This is a genomic window from Photobacterium makurazakiensis (assembly GCF_050336715.1).
Taxonomy (GTDB): domain Bacteria; phylum Pseudomonadota; class Gammaproteobacteria; order Enterobacterales; family Vibrionaceae; genus Photobacterium; species Photobacterium makurazakiensis.
Window position 1 is genome coordinate 116699 of the sequence record NZ_JAKJSJ010000013.1, and the last position, 17501, is coordinate 134199.

The 17501-nt window shown below is 44.4% G+C and carries 18 protein-coding genes; 6 read left to right on the top strand and 12 right to left on the bottom strand.

Annotation, left to right across the window (positions count from 1 at the left end):
• Positions 1–200: 200 nt before the first annotated feature.
• Genes L4D09_RS06105 through rfaD form a run of 6 tightly spaced genes read right to left on the bottom strand, consistent with a single transcriptional unit; the run spans position 201 to position 6273 of the window.
• A complete protein-coding gene (locus L4D09_RS06105) occupies positions 201–1331 on the bottom strand; it encodes a glycosyltransferase (RefSeq protein WP_428456597.1) in 1131 nt (376 codons plus the stop codon).
• Positions 1332–1345: 14 nt separating this feature from the next.
• Positions 1346–2425 carry a glycosyltransferase family 4 protein gene (locus L4D09_RS06110; RefSeq protein ID WP_428456598.1) on the bottom strand — a complete coding sequence of 360 codons (1080 nt, stop codon included), beginning with the start codon at positions 2423–2425 and terminating at the stop codon, positions 1346–1348.
• A 2-nt stretch (positions 2426–2427) separates the two neighbouring features.
• Positions 2428–3177 (bottom strand): glycosyltransferase family 25 protein, encoded by a 750-nt coding sequence (locus L4D09_RS06115; RefSeq protein WP_428456599.1) that lies wholly within the window; start codon positions 3175–3177, stop codon positions 2428–2430.
• Complete coding sequence (locus L4D09_RS06120) at positions 3177–4364, bottom strand: O-antigen ligase family protein (protein WP_428456600.1); 1188 nt, start codon at positions 4362–4364, stop codon at positions 3177–3179. The genes L4D09_RS06115 and L4D09_RS06120 overlap by 1 nt, the downstream gene beginning before the upstream one ends.
• Position 4365: 1 nt before the next feature.
• Positions 4366–5322: a lauroyl-Kdo(2)-lipid IV(A) myristoyltransferase gene (gene lpxM, locus L4D09_RS06125; RefSeq protein ID WP_428456601.1), complete on the bottom strand. Its 957-nt coding sequence runs from the start codon at positions 5320–5322 to the stop codon at positions 4366–4368.
• A 3-nt stretch (positions 5323–5325) separates the two neighbouring features.
• The gene (gene rfaD / locus L4D09_RS06130; protein ID WP_428456602.1) at positions 5326–6273 is read right to left on the bottom strand and encodes an ADP-glyceromanno-heptose 6-epimerase; all 948 of its coding nucleotides are present in this window, start codon (positions 6271–6273) and stop codon (positions 5326–5328) included.
• Between the two features lie 118 nt (positions 6274–6391).
• Between rfaD and L4D09_RS06135 the strand changes: the two genes are divergently transcribed.
• Positions 6392–7039, top strand: coding sequence for a TetR/AcrR family transcriptional regulator (locus L4D09_RS06135; protein ID WP_428456603.1), 648 nt, complete (start codon positions 6392–6394; stop codon positions 7037–7039).
• Positions 7040–7044: 5 nt separating this feature from the next.
• Here the strand turns inward: L4D09_RS06135 and L4D09_RS06140 are convergent, their stop codons facing one another.
• Genes L4D09_RS06140 through gpmM form a run of 3 tightly spaced genes read right to left on the bottom strand, consistent with a single transcriptional unit; the run spans position 7045 to position 10560 of the window.
• Positions 7045–7782, bottom strand: coding sequence for a divergent polysaccharide deacetylase family protein (locus L4D09_RS06140; protein WP_428456604.1), 738 nt, complete (start codon positions 7780–7782; stop codon positions 7045–7047).
• A gap of 52 nt (positions 7783–7834) precedes the next feature.
• Complete coding sequence (locus tag L4D09_RS06145) at positions 7835–9004, bottom strand: peptidoglycan DD-metalloendopeptidase family protein (RefSeq protein ID WP_428456605.1); 1170 nt, start codon at positions 9002–9004, stop codon at positions 7835–7837.
• A 17-nt stretch (positions 9005–9021) separates the two neighbouring features.
• Complete coding sequence (gene gpmM / locus L4D09_RS06150; RefSeq protein WP_428456606.1) at positions 9022–10560, bottom strand: 2,3-bisphosphoglycerate-independent phosphoglycerate mutase; 1539 nt, start codon at positions 10558–10560, stop codon at positions 9022–9024.
• A 431-nt stretch (positions 10561–10991) separates the two neighbouring features.
• Here gpmM and L4D09_RS06155 point away from each other — a divergent pair, with 431 nt between their 5' ends.
• From L4D09_RS06155 to cysE, 4 genes are all read left to right on the top strand, one after another.
• Complete coding sequence (locus L4D09_RS06155) at positions 10992–11441, top strand: rhodanese-like domain-containing protein (RefSeq protein WP_428456607.1); 450 nt, start codon at positions 10992–10994, stop codon at positions 11439–11441.
• Positions 11442–11560: 119 nt separating this feature from the next.
• Positions 11561–12037 (top strand): protein-export chaperone SecB, encoded by a 477-nt coding sequence (gene secB, locus L4D09_RS06160; protein ID WP_428456608.1) that lies wholly within the window; start codon positions 11561–11563, stop codon positions 12035–12037.
• A 17-nt stretch (positions 12038–12054) separates the two neighbouring features.
• Complete coding sequence (gene gpsA / locus L4D09_RS06165) at positions 12055–13071, top strand: NAD(P)H-dependent glycerol-3-phosphate dehydrogenase (RefSeq protein WP_428456609.1); 1017 nt, start codon at positions 12055–12057, stop codon at positions 13069–13071.
• A 127-nt stretch (positions 13072–13198) separates the two neighbouring features.
• On the top strand, positions 13199–14020 hold the full coding sequence (cysE, locus tag L4D09_RS06170) for a serine O-acetyltransferase (RefSeq protein ID WP_428456610.1): 822 nt from the start codon (positions 13199–13201) through the stop codon (positions 14018–14020).
• Here the strand turns inward: cysE and trmL are convergent.
• The 3 genes from trmL to L4D09_RS06185 all read right to left on the bottom strand — a co-directional run bounded on the left by trmL (position 14017) and on the right by L4D09_RS06185 (position 16651).
• On the bottom strand, positions 14017–14481 hold the full coding sequence (trmL, locus tag L4D09_RS06175) for a tRNA (uridine(34)/cytosine(34)/5-carboxymethylaminomethyluridine(34)-2'-O)-methyltransferase TrmL (protein WP_428456611.1): 465 nt from the start codon (positions 14479–14481) through the stop codon (positions 14017–14019). The genes cysE and trmL overlap by 4 nt on opposite strands.
• Before the next feature lie 116 nt (positions 14482–14597).
• Positions 14598–15959, bottom strand: coding sequence for an envelope stress sensor histidine kinase CpxA (gene cpxA, locus L4D09_RS06180; protein ID WP_428456612.1), 1362 nt, complete (start codon positions 15957–15959; stop codon positions 14598–14600).
• A complete protein-coding gene (locus L4D09_RS06185) occupies positions 15959–16651 on the bottom strand; it encodes a response regulator (RefSeq protein ID WP_428456613.1) in 693 nt (230 codons plus the stop codon). Before L4D09_RS06185 ends, cpxA begins: the two co-directional genes overlap by 1 nt.
• A 205-nt stretch (positions 16652–16856) precedes the next feature.
• Between L4D09_RS06185 and L4D09_RS06190 the strand changes: the two genes are divergently transcribed.
• The gene (locus tag L4D09_RS06190) at positions 16857–17351 is read left to right on the top strand and encodes a CpxP family protein (protein WP_428456614.1); all 495 of its coding nucleotides are present in this window, start codon (positions 16857–16859) and stop codon (positions 17349–17351) included.
• Positions 17352–17501: the final 150 nt, after the last annotated feature.

The following is a 17501-nucleotide window of genomic DNA, read 5'->3' on the forward strand; positions in this document are numbered from 1 at the left end:
ATATGTAGTGTTTTAATTGATAGTTATGAATCAAAACTTAAGGTGGCTGGTTTAAGTTTTCATATAGCAGATGAGGATGTTAGGTTAATTTATCATATTAAAGGTTGTACTGATTATGAGGCTAACTGTTTATGTTTTGTAATGGTATAACTGACTGACTTATATTTACTTATTTAGTCAATATAAGTCAGCTGTTATCATTATTTTAATAGACTCAATTGCTGTTTTACAATTTCATCAAAAGTGAGTTTTTTGATTACTTCTGATGATGGGGTTACCGGCTGGTGAGAAAATAGTTGGATTTTTTTTGCAAGATCATCACTGTTCTTATCAGCAATACCTTTGCTTAATTCACCAGAAAGTATTTCTGTTACTGGACCACAATTTGTTGCCACAACAGGTGTTCCACAGGCGAGCGCTTCATTGATAACAAGAACAAACCCTTCTACATCAGAGCTTAGTACAAAGAAATTTGCGTTTTTCATCCATCTGAATGGATTTTTATCAAAACCCTTCAAGAAGACTTTATTCTGTAATCCAAGTTGAGAAATTTGCTGTTCTAACGCTTCTTTCTGGTTTCCGTCACCTAAAATGATTAGATTTGGTTTAATGTTAGCTTTTTTATAAGCCTCAATTAAACGGTCAAATCTTTTCTGTTTGGTTAAGCGCCCAACACCTAAAATATAGGGGGAGGGATAATCAATAGGCTCATTTGCCATCGTTGATATTTTGTTTATATCACAAGGGTTATAAATGGTTTTTAAAGCTTTTAAATCAACACCTAAAGATTCAACTTTATCCTGAATAGGCTGTCTAATAAAATCTGATACAGTAAATATCCGTTTATTAGAAAATAATTTTTTGAATAAAAAGTTGTAATAAGGGGTGTTGTTTGAATTTTTTGTTAAAGAATGTGGTAAATGAAGACTATAAACGACATTCGTTTGGTCTATGGAGTGTAGGTGGTTCATACTACGAACACCATTAATGAAAATGGCGTTAAAATTATTATTTTTTTTGATGAATTTTTCAAAAATAGGTCTGTATAGTATGCCAGCCCAGACAAACTCGCTTTTCGGTAGTACTTTTCTTAAAATAGCTTTGTATAAGCCATAAAATAGAGCTAACCAAGGCCTTGCAAGTAAGTATTTTGATAATGCAATGTGTTCAATTTTACAGTTAAAATCGACATTCAGATCAACTTTATCCTCTAGGAGGAGAATTGTTACATCATTACCTTGGTTTGCATGAAAGCGTGCAGTATCCAATGTGATCTTTTGAATTCCGCCAATCTTCAAATTGTGTACAACAAAAAGGATTCTTTTGCTCATCATTGATACCGATATTAATTTTTAACTAGTTGCTCAAAAAAGGCGATGTGCTTTCTTACTGTTTCTTTTGCATTAAACTCATCAACAAGCTTCTGTTGTGCTGCAAGGCTAAATTGAGAGGTAAGGGACTTATCTTTAATAAGCTTACTCATTGCAACAGCAAGTGCTTGGGCATCACGAGTCGGTACAATAAACCCCGTTTTTCCGTCATCGACTAGCTCTGGTGAGCCGCCTGTGGTGGTAACTACTGATGTTGTGCCATTTGCCATCGCTTCAATGATTGTGCGTGGTAAGCCTTCGCCACTGATAGACGGCTGTACCTGAAAGTCGGCCATTGCCATGATGGATGGAACATCTTTGCGATGGCCAACTAAATGGATACGCTCGCTCATCGGGCTTTGCTTTATTTCCTCGAGGTGTGGTTCAAATCCACTGCCAACCAGTAATAGGTGAAAATTTGGATTCTCAATATGGTGTGTCGCTTCAACGAGTACTGATATCCCTTTGCTAGGTCTAACATGGGCAGCACAGACGGCAATCACATCGTTATCGGTAAAGTTAAACTCAGAGCGCTTTGTGGGTTCAACGCTATACCAGTCGAGTTGATGCCCTTTGTAGATAGTGACAATATTCTCTTTATTATTCCACACTCGCTGGCTGACATCTTTACGTACCGCATCTGATACACAGACAATACCGTTAACTCTAGGGTGAAGATGAGTTAAATAAGCACTTGGGTCATGGCGATATAGCCCTCCTGTTGTACCACGGTAGGTGACCATTTTGGCGCGCGTACCGATACAGGCAAAAGCGGCATTGGGAATGGTTTTAGAATTAAAGCCATAACAAATATCATAATCGCCGTTTTTCAATTCACGGTGGATTGTTTTGATCGTTTCTGGACATATTTTCTTTGTTGGATAGCAATCAATAACTTTTACGCCGTGTTCTTTAAAGCGAGCGACATAATCAGCGTCACCTTGAGTCACAACGGTTACTTCATGACCTTGCTTGACCATTTCAATGAACATCTCTGCCTCAGGGCGAACGCTGTTCCTGGCGTGTTTGTAAGAGCTGGCAATTAGAATTTTCATTTTCATTTTTTTGTTAGATTGAAAATAGCGTTATGGATAGTTCTTTTCATTGCTTCACTTAGGTTGAAAGCTTCACGACGAATTTTGGTATAAAGGGGGCGTTTAGCCCTTTTATCATATTGCACATACCCAATACTTGACTCATAGTTATCATCATGAGTTAAGCATGGTGGTATCGTGCCATAGCTATCAACTTTTGTTATCCAGAATCGGTCCATAAAAATATCAACAGGAAGAAACCAATGCTGGGAGTGCTTTAGGAGCTTTTGGGCTCCTGAAGGGGTGAGAAGATAACCGATAGTTCCCATATGACCTTTCGAAAACCGATGTACTTCGAATTTATCCATTTCAGTTATTTTTTTTGAAGAAAAACGTTTTCGCTGATGTTCATGTAGGCGAATAAATTCAAATTGAGGACTTAATGATGTAGCCGAAGTGCAAAAAGCTTTAAATTCAATTGGAGAAATTATCGCATCATCCTCAAGAATAATGATAGGTTCACCTTTTTCTACACATTTCTCCCACAAAAGATAATGACTGGCATAGCAACCTAATTGCCCTTTATTTAAGGATCTTCCACGGCATAGCTGACTGCGGTGGTCATCATACTTTTTAAACAAAGGGTGTTCCTCTTTTCTGCCATCAATAGCAGGAAAGAAAGTAAAAGGTACACTTATCGCGCTTAGTTGATTCGCAATACTCTCTTTTCGTTCAGGCGATGAGAGAAGATTAATTATATAGGTGTCGAACATTAGCAATCATTCTTCTTTGAAATGTTTTGGTGATTTGCTAACCCACAAACCAATAATAAATATATGATTAGGGTCTGACCATGATTAAACGGTACATCGGTTAACGCCGCGATAGCAAAAAGACAACTAATACCTATAAGTTGATATTTTCTTTCTGTTGCTAATCTTTTAGATTGTGCCAATGGAAAGGCAAGGAGTGCAAGTAAGAAAAGCAACCCAATTAGTCCATTCTTTATTAACTTATCTAAGTACTGATTATGATAATGCGATGGCTTGAAGCGATATAGGCCTGTTGCTATTGCTTTTTCTTTATATAGTTCTGAAAATCGTAATTTATGGTTGTTACCTAACCCTAGAATATAGTTGTTTTCTAACATGTCAGGCGATATACGCCACATCTGCAAGCGAAGACCAATAGATGTGCTCAAATTGCCTGATGTAATGGCTTCAACTTCTTCCTGAGTTTTTTCAATACGTTGCTCAATTTGTGGTTTTACAGCTATGCAAAGTATTATAAAGGTGAGCACACCTGTAATTATATATCGCCAATTACAACCATTTCGTTTTAGCTTTATGAGAAAAATACAGATTGCTGCAGTAGAAAACCCTAGCCAAATACCACGTGTTTCTGTGAGTATGATGGCCGTTAGGCTAAACAGTAAGGCTAAGGTTGCTTGTGATTTTACGCTTAATGACGCAGTTCTTGATAACTGAGTAATGGCTATGATTCCGAATGTGGCACACATGGTTGCAAAGGGGATCGCATTGATAGGCCAATTACGTCGAGCATCATTAAGATATAAATTATAGTAACACACATATACGAGGCATAGGGATGATGCTAAGAGTGTTAACCCTAATAAGACTCTTTGGGTTAGCAGTTCTCTTGGGAAGCAAACTAAAAATAAAGAAGCACCAAGTAGGGCGCGAATTTCTCGTGAGCTTATACCGTGATAAGCATGAGAGAATAATGCATACCCAGTAAAGGCCAACAATACCCACAAGGTTTTGTCATTTTTAAGATTTTCTTTGATTGGAGCGAATCCGCGATGGATTAGGGTAGCGGCAATGGCGATGACTATCATAGCGATCATGGTCTTATCGCCATTAGGTAGTATCAATAACCCGGATGAAAGCCAAATATAAGGCAGCAAAATCAAAAGTTTAAAAAGGTTTTCTTTGTTCATGTTAATTGTTTCTCTGATATGGATTTTCCCCGCCTTGCGGTCGGGTTTTTAGTAAACGTAAAATCCACATGTACTGCTCGGGACGTTCAGTCACATACTGCTCGATACACTGGTTCATCATACGGGCGTCTTGCTCTTCGGTTTCCATCGGAAACGGAGAGAGTGGCGGATAGATATCTATCTCGTAGTTGCCTGTTTCACTGTTATAAATGGCATAAAGTGGAACGATTTTGGCGCGGCTCAGCTTTGCCAAGCGGCCTAGGCCTGAAATTGTTGCTTTCGTGGTAGCAAAAAAATCAACAAACACGCTGTGCTCTGGCCCCAAGTCTTCATCTGGTAAGTAATAACCCAGATAGCCTTCACGTACTGACTTGATAAAAGGCTTTATGCCGCCACTTCGCTCATAAACTCGGCCACCGTATTGTACCCGTTGTTTGTGCATTAACCAGTCGGACACTTCATTTTTTTGCTTTTTGGCCATCGCTGATACGGGTAAGCCTTGGGAGGCTAGCAGCACTGCGGGAATATCTATTGCCCAAGTATGTGGCACCAATAAAATCGCATTTTCGCCACGTTCTTTCAGGGTGATTAAGTGCTCTTCTCCACGGACGACGGTATTGTTTTCCAGCCAAGTTTTATTACGGACGCTTAAAGAGGCAAACCCCATCAAGAAGCTACCGGCAGTCACATAGCTATCTAGCAGCATGGCTTCGCGCTCTTGCTCGGTTTTGTCTGGGAAGCACATCGCAAGGTTAACGCGAGCACGTTGGTTGGCTTTGTTTTTGAGCTTCAGGGCCTTCTTCGCAAAGAGTGTTGCGATTGAATGGCGAGCTTTGGGCGGCAGCAAGCACAATAGGCTGGCAAAACAAACGGCAAGCCAAGTTCCCCAATACTTTGGGTGTAGGAAAGACCATTTAAATTCAGGATTATAAGCCTGTTTATCGTAATGATTTATCATTGGTTACTGCTTGTTAATTAATGCCATGTACTCAGCCACGCCGTCGGCGACTGATTTGAATGTTTCGGTGTAGCCTGCTGCGCGTACCTTGGTGAGGTCGGCTTGGGTAAACATTTGGTAGCGGCCTTTTAGGTGCTCTGGAAACGGAATTTCCTCAACCGCGCCTTTGCCGTGGTGCTTGATGACCGCTTTAGCCACTTCGCTGAATGGTTCAGCGTTACCAGTACCACAGTTGAAAATGCCAGAAACGCTATTTTGCCAGAACCACAGGTTCATTTTGCATACATCAGCGACATAAACGAAGTCACGCTTTAGCTCGTCAGAGCCTTCGAATAGCTTAGGATTATCACCGTTATTGATTTGGGTGTTTAAGTGGAAGGCAACGGATGCCATGCTACCTTTGTGCTGTTCGCGTGGACCGTAAACGTTGAAGTAGCGGAAACCGGTGATTTGCGACAAGGTTTCACCGTGCTCTTGGGCATCTTGCCAAATGCGGCGTACATAGTTGTCAAATTGCTGCTTGGAGTAACCATATACATTCAAAGCGCCTTCATAAGGTTTTTCCTCAATGAAGTCGTGGTCGCGGCCGCCGTATGTGGCGGCAGAAGAAGCATATAGGAACGGAATTTGATGCTCTAAACAGTAGTGCAGTAGCTCTTTAGAGTACTCGTAGTTGTTTAGCATCATATATTTACCGTCCCACTCAGTAGTGGAAGAGCATGCGCCTTCGTGGAAAATAGCATCAATTGGACCAAATTCATCACCCGCCATGATTTGGGTGATAAAGTCTTCTTTGTCCATGTAGTCAGCAATATCTAGATCAACCAGGTTGGCAAATTTAGTACCATCTTTAAGGTTATCTACCACAAGGATGTCATTGCGACCTTGTTCGTTTAGGGTTTTTACAATGTTGCTGCCGATCATGCCGGCACCACCAGTTACAATAATCATGGCTATTCCATTCTTCTATTTAGAAAAACGACTGCATAACTGCCGCCGTTATGGAGTATCTTTATGATAGTATTAATCGATTTTGATATCAGAGTATGGGCAGAAAAGTGAGAAGCAAATGAAGACCCGCGATAGAATTATTCTGGCTGCACTGGAGCTTTTCAATGAAAGCGGTGAGCCAAACATTACCACAAACCATATAGCTGCCCATCTGGGAATAAGTCCCGGCAATCTGTATTATCATTTTCGTAATAAAGAAGAGATTATACACAGTATTTTCGATCAATACGCCAACGATCTCAGCATTCGCTTTCAGCCGCTAGATGAAACGCCGATCACGGCAGATAACTTATTGGTTTACCTCGACGCTGTGTTTATGCTGATGTGGCGATATCGCTTCTTTTATGCCAATTTACCTGACATTCTTCGCCGTGATCCTGAACTACAAGATAAATACTTGCAAGCACAGGAAGGCTTGCATCAAAATATTATGGCGATGATGAACAGCTTCCGCAGTAGTGGCTTACTTGAACTTGACGATAGTGAGTTGCTCAGCTTGGCCAATACATTAAAACTGGTTGCCTCAAGCTGGATTTGTTACCAAACAACACAAGCGCCGGGGGCCAAAATTACTAAAGCCGTAATTTACCAAGGTGTACTGCAGATGTTGAGCATCGTTAGACCTCTGACGACAGCAAAAGGCAAAGCGGAAGTGATCCAGCTAGAAGCCCACTACTGTGAGCAGGTTGAGCTGGATACCGAGTAGGTAGCTCATAAATCGAGGTATAACTCAGATAAGCGAACAAGGGTAATGCCTTGTTCGTTTAATAAAGGAAGCTGTTGCTGCAATGTGTGAAGCGTCACTGGGTAAGGGTGGCCAATTGCAACGGCGTGACCGTTACGCTTTGCTTGCTGTACTGCTAAGCGAAGCTGCTGGCTAACAAAAGCTTCAGTACGATAATGGTCGAGAAAGATATGCCTTCGTAACACGGGGATCTGCTGTTGCTTGGCTTGCTCCATTGCTACAGAGTTGGCGGTGGTGCGGCTATCTAGGAAATACAACCCTTCATTGGCGAGCACCTCCATCACCCAGCCCATTGCTTGCGTATTTTGTGTTAATGCACTGCCCATGTGATTATTAATAGCGATAGCGGCCGGTACGCGGTTCAGCGCTTGTTGCAGGGTATGCTGCAGTGTTGCTTTATCCATGTCTAGGGTGAGTGTTGAGAGTTCAAGCGGTGCCTGACGACTTGGCTCCATCGGCATGTGGAGTAATACATCCCGTTGTTGCTGTTTGCTTTGTTGGCTGATGGCTAAATCGAATGGTGTATCAGGTAATATAGAGATACTTACTTGAGGGGGCAACGCTGACAATACCGATGGCATCGCCTGATAACCGAGATCATCAATCACAATCGCTAGCTTTGCTTCTGAGGCATGGCTATCAGAGGCGTAACTAATTGATGAACTTAAAAAGAGTAGGGTAAACCAGCGTGCAATCCATCGCATGTCGGGCGTCCATTATCGATTCTTTTATTGATGAATTACCACAGTTGGCACATTAACGTTTCAGCCAGCTTTGCGGATTGGTTGGGGTGCCTCTACGCCTGATTTCGAAGTAAAGCGCAGCGCGATCTTGCCCGCCACTATCACCCACAAGAGCGATAGATTCACTTGCCTGAACGGTATCACCTACCTTTTTGAGTAGGGTTTGATTATAGCCATAGAAACTCATATCACCCTTACCATGATCGATCACTAGCATGAGCCCATAGCCTCGTAACCAATCGGCAAACACGACTTTACCGGGGTAAATAGCTTTTACGGGGTTACCCGCAGATTGACCGATTACCATGCCCTTCCAGCGTAGTTCACCTTGCTGCTGCGAATTGTACTGATGGAGCACGGGACCTTTAATTGGCCAAGTGAGTTTGCCTTTCTGTTTGGCGAGGCCATCCATTGGTGCTCGGCGAGCAGCTTCTGCTGCAGCCTTTTGTTTCGCTCTTAAAGCCGCCTTGGCTATTTCAGTCACCAGCCGTCTCTCATTGTCTTTAAGTTCAGCAAGGTACTGGTTGTCGGTGCGTGCTTGGTTGGTCAGCGTGCGCACTGTTTTCTGGCGCTGGCTTTGCTCAGTTTCTAACTTTTTCTTTTCTTTTTGCAGCTGAGTCAGCAGAGTTTGCTGTTGCTCACGTTGTGTGCTGAGCTGGTGTTGCTTGATCTGGATCTCAGTGGTTGTCGCGGCGAGTTCATCCAATGCATTCACTCTAGCATGGCTTAAATGCTCGGCGTAAATCGTATAGCGGTCAAGATCATGATGATTATTGTCACTTAACAGTAAAGCAATCTGGCTATTTTTACCTTGACGATATTGGGCATTTAGCAGCTCTTTGAGTAGCTCTTGCTGGCCGAGTTGTTGCTGTTGAAGTTGACGTTGTTGCTGTTCAAGCTTGTCAATTGATGACGACAAGTTTGCTTGTTTGGTTTGTGCTTGATGAATCGCGTTGGCGGTTTCGGCGATCCCGACTTCTTGCTGGCGCAATGACTTTTGCAGAGCGTCAATTTTCTTTTTATTGGCGCTAACTTGGCTTTGCTGGCGTGAAATTTCTTGTTTTACTCCGTCAAGCTGGCCTTGGTTGGCGTGTGCTTGTGGTGTTGCGATAACGGACAGGCATAACAAAGCGCCAGTGCATAATGCACTGGCGCGGAGAGAAAGGTTAAGGTATCTGATCATATCCCGCATGGGATTGATTATTTCAGATCAAATAGCACCTGACCAGTCATCTCTGAAGGGATTTCCATATCTGATAGCGCCAGCATAGTTGGAGCCAGATCAGATAGCTTACCGCCTTCTTTTAATGTAAGTGCTTTATCACCCACGTATACCAGTGGTACTGGTAGATTTGTGTGTGCAGTATGAATGCCACCCGTTTCAGGGTTGATCATCATTTCAGCATTACCGTGGTCAGCAGTGATCAGCATTTCACCGCCCACTTCTTTGATGGCTGCAACAACTTGGCCAATGCAGCTATCTAGCGCTTCACAAGCTTGAACTGCAGCGTCATAAACGCCAGTGTGGCCAACCATGTCACCATTCGGGTAGTTACAGATAATCGTATCGAACTCGCCACCTTTAATCGCTGCAACTAGCTTTTCAGTTAGCTCTGGTGCGCTCATTTCAGGCTGTAGATCGTAAGTCGCTACTTTTGGAGAGGCAACTAGTTGACGTGATTCGCCATCGAACTCGCTTTCAATACCGCCGTTGAAGAAGAAAGTAACGTGTGCGTATTTTTCAGTTTCAGAAATACGTAGCTGCTTCTTACCTTTTTTCGATAGCCATTCGCCTAGCGTGTTTTCAAGGCTTGCTGGTGCAAATGCAACAGGCAAATTAATATCAGCCGCGTACTGAGTTAGCATCACAACATCAAGAGCTGGGAATTGAGCACGTTCGAAGCCTGCGAAATCAGTTTCGAAGGCGCGAGTGATTTGACGAGCACGGTCAGCACGGTAGTTCATGAAGATAACCGCATCGCCATCTTCCATTGCTGCCGAGTCTTGGCCTTCAGCACGAATTTCCGTCGCTTTGACGAATTCATCGTTTTCGTCACGAGCGTAAGCAGCTTCAAGACCTTCAACAGCCGAAGCGGCATTAAACTCAGCAGTGGCTGTTGTCAGTAGGTTGTAAGCGACTTCAACGCGATCCCAGTTGTTATCACGGTCCATAGCGTAGTAACGACCGACAAGAGAGGCAACACGACCTTTGCCTAGCTTAGTGAACAATGCTTGGAAACGCTCAAGTGATGCCTTAGCACTACGAGGTGGTGTATCACGGCCATCAAGGAAGCAGTGTAGGTAAATCTTTTCTGCGCCGCGGTTAGCGGCCATTTCAACCGCTGCTGCGATGTGATCTTCATGGCTGTGAACGCCACCCGGTGACATAAGGCCCATAAGGTGAACGGCTTTACCTGCGCTCACTGCTTTATCGATTGCAGCGACAAGTGCTTCGTTTTCAAAGAAGTCACCATCGGCGATAGATTTTGTGATACGAGTCAGATCTTGATAAACCACGCGACCAGCACCAATGTTGGTGTGACCTACTTCAGAGTTACCCATTTGGCCGTCAGGTAGACCAACATCCATACCTGATGCCGAGATCAGAGTATTGGCTTCATTTGCCATCAAACCATCCATTACTGGTGTATTGGCATTGGCAATTGCATTGTTGGCGTTGTCTTCGCGGTAACCCCAACCATCTAGGATAACCAAAGCCAGTGGCTTTTTAGCAGACATATACTGTCCCTCGTAAAGTTAGAAATCTGAGTTTAATTTAGATCAATTACCTTAAACATTTTGCTATAAGCGGAAATATCTAAGGTAATTGAACGTACTAACCGTAATTTTACTACAGTTTTAGTCACAAACTGTAGGGCAAGATCAAACTATGCTGTAAATAGATTGTTATCTTCCTACAGGAATATATGCATTTATGCCGCTGAGTGTAAGACCTAAATCACAGTTTTTTTCATTTTTCTATATTTAGTAGCCGTAGGATGTATTGCTCAAGGCTTATACTATTAGCGTTTATATCGAGTGAGCAGTAACGCGTAATTACCGTCCTTTGCTGTACAAGCTAGCTGGCGTGGGTATACTCGTGATCCTTATTTTTGTGGAGTTTGGCCTAGGTTACCGCAGGCTGATATTAGGAAAGTAGAGCGAAAATCATGCAACAATACATCGATTTTGTAACAAGTAACGCAATCATGTCCCTGGTATGGGTCGGCTTAATCGTGGCGATTATTACGTCGTTTATTAAACAAAAAACTGCTGGCTATAAGATTGTCACTACGAATGAAGCAACAGGGATGATAAACCGTGAAGACGGTATTTTTGTTGATATCCGAAGCCGTGATGAGTACCGCAAAGGCCATATTGCGGGTGCACTTCACATTTTGCCAAGTCAAATTAAAGAACAAAACTTTGGTGAGCTTGAAAATCATAAAAGCGCCCCAATCATCGTTGTATGCAAGACAGGTCAAACGGCACAAGAGAGTGCAAACCTGTTACACAGCGCGGGTTTTGAGAATGTAAACCTACTCAAAGACGGTTTGATTTCTTGGAACGAAGCGAACTTGCCACTGATCCGTAGCAAGTCGTCAAAAGGCAAGAAGTAATCTTTCGGGGTTAACAAAGCTGATATCGCGTAAATAAATTTGTGCAGCGTGTGATAGTTATCATGGTTGCGATATTGATTAAGCTCACGTGAGTGAGATGAAAGAAAAAGGACTCTAAAATGGCTGAAGCAGCAGTAAACAACGACGCACAACAAAACTTCCAAATCCAGCGTGTTTTTCTAAAAGACGTTTCTTTTGAAGCACCAAGCTCACCAGACATGTTCCAAAAAGAATGGAACCCAGATGTGAAGCTGGATCTTGATACTCAAAGCCGTGAGCTGGGTGAAGGTGTATTTGAAGTTATCTTGCGCCTGACTGTAACGGTTAAAAATGCAGAAGAAACGGCTTTCCTATGTGAAGTTCAGCAAGGCGGTATCTTCTCTGTTGCAGGTATGGAAGCACCTCAGCTAGCACATTGCCTAGGTGCATTCTGCCCGAACATCTTGTTCCCATATGCACGTGAAACAATCTCTAGCCTAGTGGTTAAAGGTACGTTCCCTCAACTAAACCTTGCGCCTGTTAACTTTGACGCATTGTTCATGAACTACCTACAGAACCAACAAGCGCAAGCGAACACTGAAAACACTGAAGCGTAATTTTCTTGGTGAACGATATGAATCCAGGCAATGAATCTGCCATTAGCATGACTGTGTTGGGGGCTGGCTCGTACGGTACTTCACTGGCGATATCACTCGCACGTAATGGTGCCAATGTGATTTTGTGGGGTCACGATCCTAAGCACATGGCTCAACTTGAGATGGATCGTGCTAATGAGGCGTTCTTGCCCGGTGTGCCGTTTCCTGACTCGTTGATAGTTTCTGCCGATCTACAGGCCGCTGTCGAAGCCTGTCGAGATCTGTTGGTTGTCGTGCCAAGTCATGTCTTCGGTGATGTGCTGGGTAATGTAAAGCCATTTTTGCGCGCAGACTCTCGCTTGTGCTGGGCAACCAAAGGGCTTGAGCCGGAAACCGGTCGCATGCTTAAGGATGTGGCAGTGGAAGTGCTGGGTGAGGAGACGCCTCTGGCGGTACTTTCCGGCCCGACATTTGCGAAAGAATTGGCGGCGGGTATGCCGACAGCTATCGCCGTGTCTTCGCCTGATGATGGTTTTGTGCGTGATCTGCAAGATAAAATCCACTGCAGTAAGACATTTCGTGTTTACAGCAACAATGATTTTATCGGGATGCAACTTGGTGGTGCGGTGAAAAATGTCATCGCCATTGGTGCAGGGATCTCTGACGGTATGGGCTTTGGTGCCAATGCGCGTACAGCACTCATTACCCGTGGACTCGCTGAAATGTGCCGTCTGGGTGCCGCACTCGGCGCACAACCAGAAACCTTTATGGGGATGGCAGGTCTTGGTGACTTAGTGCTGACTTGTACTGATAACCAGTCGCGTAACCGTCGTTTTGGTCTGGCCCTAGGGCAGGGTAAAGACGTTGATACCGCGCAGGTTGAAATTGGTCAGGTGGTTGAAGGCTACCGTAATACCAAAGAGGTTTGGGTTCTATCGCAGCGTGTCGGCGTTGAAATGCCAATTACTGAGCAGATCTTCCAAGTGCTTTATCAAGGAAAAGAAGCCAGTGAAGCCGCGAAAGATTTGTTGGCTCGCGAGAAAAAAGACGAGTAATACAACAGAGCGCCTAGAGGTGGTATCTGAAGTGTTTCTATCGACAACGCAGGCCGAAACGCCTGCGTTGTTTTTTTTTCAGAGCAGGTTAAAGTTAAAATAAATACACAAGAAGATCGAGGGTGATGTGAGGGAATGTCAACAAGAGGCTGTTTGGCAGTCGATCAAGCAGGAAGCACGACAACAATCAGAGCAAGAGCCTATGTTGGCTAGCTTTTATCATGCAACCATTATTAAGCATGATAATTTAGCAGCGGCATTGAGCTATATTTTGGCGAATAAGCTCGCCACGCCATCTATGCCTGCCATGGCGGTAAGGGAAGTGGTTGAAGAAGCTTTTGCCGAGGATTGTTGTATTACCGAATCAGCGGCATGTGATATTCGCGCAGTTGTCGAGCGTGACCCTGCCGTTGAGATGTTCTCGATACCGTTACTTTACCTTAAAGGCTTTCATGCGCTACAGGGATACCGTGTTGCTAACTGGTTGTGGAAGCAGAACCGAGTTGCCTTAGCGGTTTATTTACAAAATCAAATCTCAGTGGCTTGCCAAGTTGATGTTCATCCAGCGGCTAAAATTGGTCAGGGGATCATGTTTGACCATGCGACAGGGATCGTGATTGGTGAAACTGCCGTGATCGAGAATGATGTGTCGATTCTGCAAGACGTGACGTTGGGCGGTACGGGTAAAGCTGGTGGTGATCGTCACCCTAAAATACGTGAAGGGGTGATGATTGGTGCTGGCGCGAAAGTCTTGGGTAACATTGAGGTCGGTGAAGGGGCGAAGATTGGTTCGTGTTCCGTTGTGCTCAATGCCGTCCCTCCACATACGACAGTGGCTGGTGTACCTGCGAAAGTGGTTGGCCGGCCGAGCACTGAAAAGCCAGCGATGGATATGGATCAGTGCTTTAACGGTACTGGACAAACATTCATTGCAGGTGACGGAATTTAAAGCGCACCTTTAAAACCAAACTGTCGCCATGCTTCATAACCAATAATGGCGGCAGCATTCGATAGGTTAAGGCTACGGCTATCTGGGTGCATTGGGATCCGAAGGCGTTGCTCTAGCGGTAAACTTTCGATGAGATCCGCGGGCAAGCCTCGGGTTTCCGGGCCAAATAACAGTACGTCGCCTTCTTGAAACTGGGCATTGGTATGAAAGTTGGTGGTTTTAGTGGTACAGGCAAAAATGCGTCGTTCGCCAATGTAGGCCATAAACGCCGCTAAATCTTTGTGGCGGTGAACGTGGGCTAAGTCATGGTAGTCAAGGCCAGCTCGGCGGAGTTTTTTTTCTTCTAAATCAAAGCCAAGTGGTTCTATTAAATGTAGGTTGGCACCGCAGTTAGCGCACAGGCGGATAATGTTTCCTGTATTGGGTGCAATTTCCGGTTCGTATAAAGCAATATCAAACATAGTCAGTTTTTATCGTGGTTAAGTTGTCGTTATTGTAACCAAAATTCGTGATGAAAAAACGGTGAACCGAAAGGCCCACCGTTTTTTATTGTCATGAGGATAAAGTGAAGTCGATATTAACGCGCTAGAGGCAGCCTGATCGCGACTTTTAACCCACCCAATTGACTGCGGTTAGCCTCAATGGTGCCACTGTGCTGACGAATCGCACTTTCGGTTATCGCGAGCCCAAGCCCTGTGCCACCACTGCTGCGATCTCGTGCGGTTGAAACGCGATAGAATGGACGGAATATGTCTTCTAACTCCGCATCCGGCACCCCTTCACCATTGTCTTCCACCACAATGTCTATCCATTCGTCGCGCTGGTGAAAGCTAACTTTAATGGTGTCATTACCATATTTTATGGCGTTGCGAACGACGTTTTCTAATGCACTGATCAACAGATTTGGATTACCGCGAATAGGCCAAGCTTGCAGTGGGGTATAGCTGAGGCGCTTGTTCCGGTGCTCTGCTTCAAAGCGTGCATCTTCCAACATGTCGTACCATAAGGTGTTGGCATCAGAGAGTTCACGGTGTTCATGGCTGTTAACCTGCATACGTGAGAGCTCGAGTAGTTCGCTTATCATCTTCTCCAGCCGCTCAGCTTCGGTATCAATTCGGTCAAGCTCTTTACTTTCACCTTGCTTGCGTTGTGCTAATGCAGTCGCCATTCGCAGGCGGGTTAAGGGAGAGCGAAGCTCGTGAGAAATATCTGACAGCAGCCGTTGTTGCCCGCCAATCATTTGATTGATTGCTTCAACCATTTGATTAAAGCTGGCCCCAGCTTGCTTGAATTCTTTAGGGCCTGACTCTAGTTTCGGATCGACCGCAAATTGACCTTTGGCGACCCGCTCTGCGGCATGCTGTAAACGACGTGCAGGAATACTAACCGCCCAAGCTAGCCAAAGTAACAATGGGGTGCTGACGAGCATGGTGACTAACAAAAGCTGAAAAGGTTTATCTAATATTTGGATAAAAAAGGGCGGAGGTTCACGCCAAATTCGGCCAATGTACATCAAGATGCTAGTGTCTTGATAACTTACCTCGAAGGGACCTGCCATCATCCAGCGACCATAAAGCTTCTGTTTGGGTGATGTTGGGCTATCAGCCATCGTAATGAAGTTACGTAATGCCTTGTTACGTCCCTTGGGGCTGATTATTTCACCCTCGGCGGTTGTAAAATAGAGTTGGAAGCCCTTATGGCGCTTGTGATCAGTAAAACGCTGCAGCTTGTAAATTAAAGAACCATGATCTTGGCTTATCTGCTCGGAGATACTTTGCGCTGAATCTGCAAAGCGTTTGAGCTGTGGCGCCGGGATTGTGTGCTGCGCCCTTGGATCTAAGTTTGGTAGCCATAGTAACGTTAGGACGACAATTAATAATGTCAGCCAAAAAATAGCAAAAATGCGGCCATAGAGGCTTGAGAAGCGAGGCAGTCGCATTAGGCATCCTCAACCAGTAGGTAGCCTTTGCCGCGTAAGGTTTTGATCCATGTTTTGCCATCATCTCTGGTTGGAAGCTTTTTCCTCAAATTAGAGACATGCATGTCTATCGCTCGATCAAACGGGGCAAGTCGCTTCCCAAGTACTTCTAAGCTGAGCTCATCTTTTGCAATGATCTTTCCTGGATGCTGAATAAAGTAGCTTAGCAGTGCCAACTCAGTACCTGTCATGTCGATAGGTTCGCCTTTGCATTCCACTTCCTGACGGCCAGGGTAAATAGTGATCCCTTGATAGCTTAGATCATCTTGGTTTGATTTTGACGTGGTACCTGCTGATTGGGTACGCCTTAAGATTGCCCGCATCCGAGCTAGCAACTCCCGATCACTAAATGGCTTCGATAAGTAATCATCTGCACCAAGCTCAAGGCCAAGCACGCGATCTATCTCTTCACCTTTAGCGGTGAGCATTAGCACGGGGGTCGTGTGCTTTTCCCGTAGCTTGCGCAGCATCTCGGTTCCGTTCATGACAGGCATCATGACATCCAGTAAGATCAAATCAATACTGTCGTTGACCTCACGTAACCCTTCCTCACCATTGTTGGCCTCAACAATATCAAAACCTTCCATTTCAAGGATATCGGTCAGCAGTGAAGTCAGTTCAGTATCATCATCAACTAGTAGGATCTTCGCCATGGTATTTACCTTCATTCATCAAGCGGGTGATTTAAGTATCCCTAAAGTCAGGGATAGAGCCAAGTAAAAGCCGGCTTGCTTTACGCAATTTTACGTTCTCCAGACAGCGCTTTACCTTGCAGGACGTATTATATATCCATACCTCATAACGCAGTGCGAAGTTAGCACGACAGCGTTGTAATCAGTGAAATTGGAGACGAACATCATGAAATCATTCAAGAAGACTCTAGCATTAGTTATCGCACTTCCTCTCGCCCTTGGTTCGGCTTCAGCGCTGGCTTACGGTGGTGGTAAGCACCATGAAGGAAAGGGTGGAAAAGGTGCTTGCGGGATGCAAAATGGGCATAAGGTTTTCCGTCAACTTGATCTAACCGATGCACAAAAAGAACAAATGAAAGAGCTGCGCACCGCTAACCGTGATGAAATGCGCAATGATAAGAGCGGTAAACGAGCGGCTATGCAAGCGCAACATCAAGAAATGCAGGCTTTGGTATTAGCTGATACCTTTGATGAAGCGGCAGTACGCGCTCTTGCAGAAAAAATGACTGAGCAGCAGGTTGAACGTCGTGTAGTTATGCTAGAGAAGCGTCATGAAATGATGAATATCCTGACACCGGAACAGAAAGTAAAGTATCAAGAACTACAAGCAGAGCGAACTGAAAAGTGCCAGGCTCGCATGGATGAAAAGCGCAGCAAATAAGCTGAGGCTATAACAGAAAACGTGTCAATTTGCCGAAAACCGCCACATCAGTGGCGGTTTTTCTATGTGTATTAGTAACACTGGGTGATCAAAATTCATCATATTGCTTTTTTTTTGTTATTAATTTTCATCATAAAAAAGCTATACTGC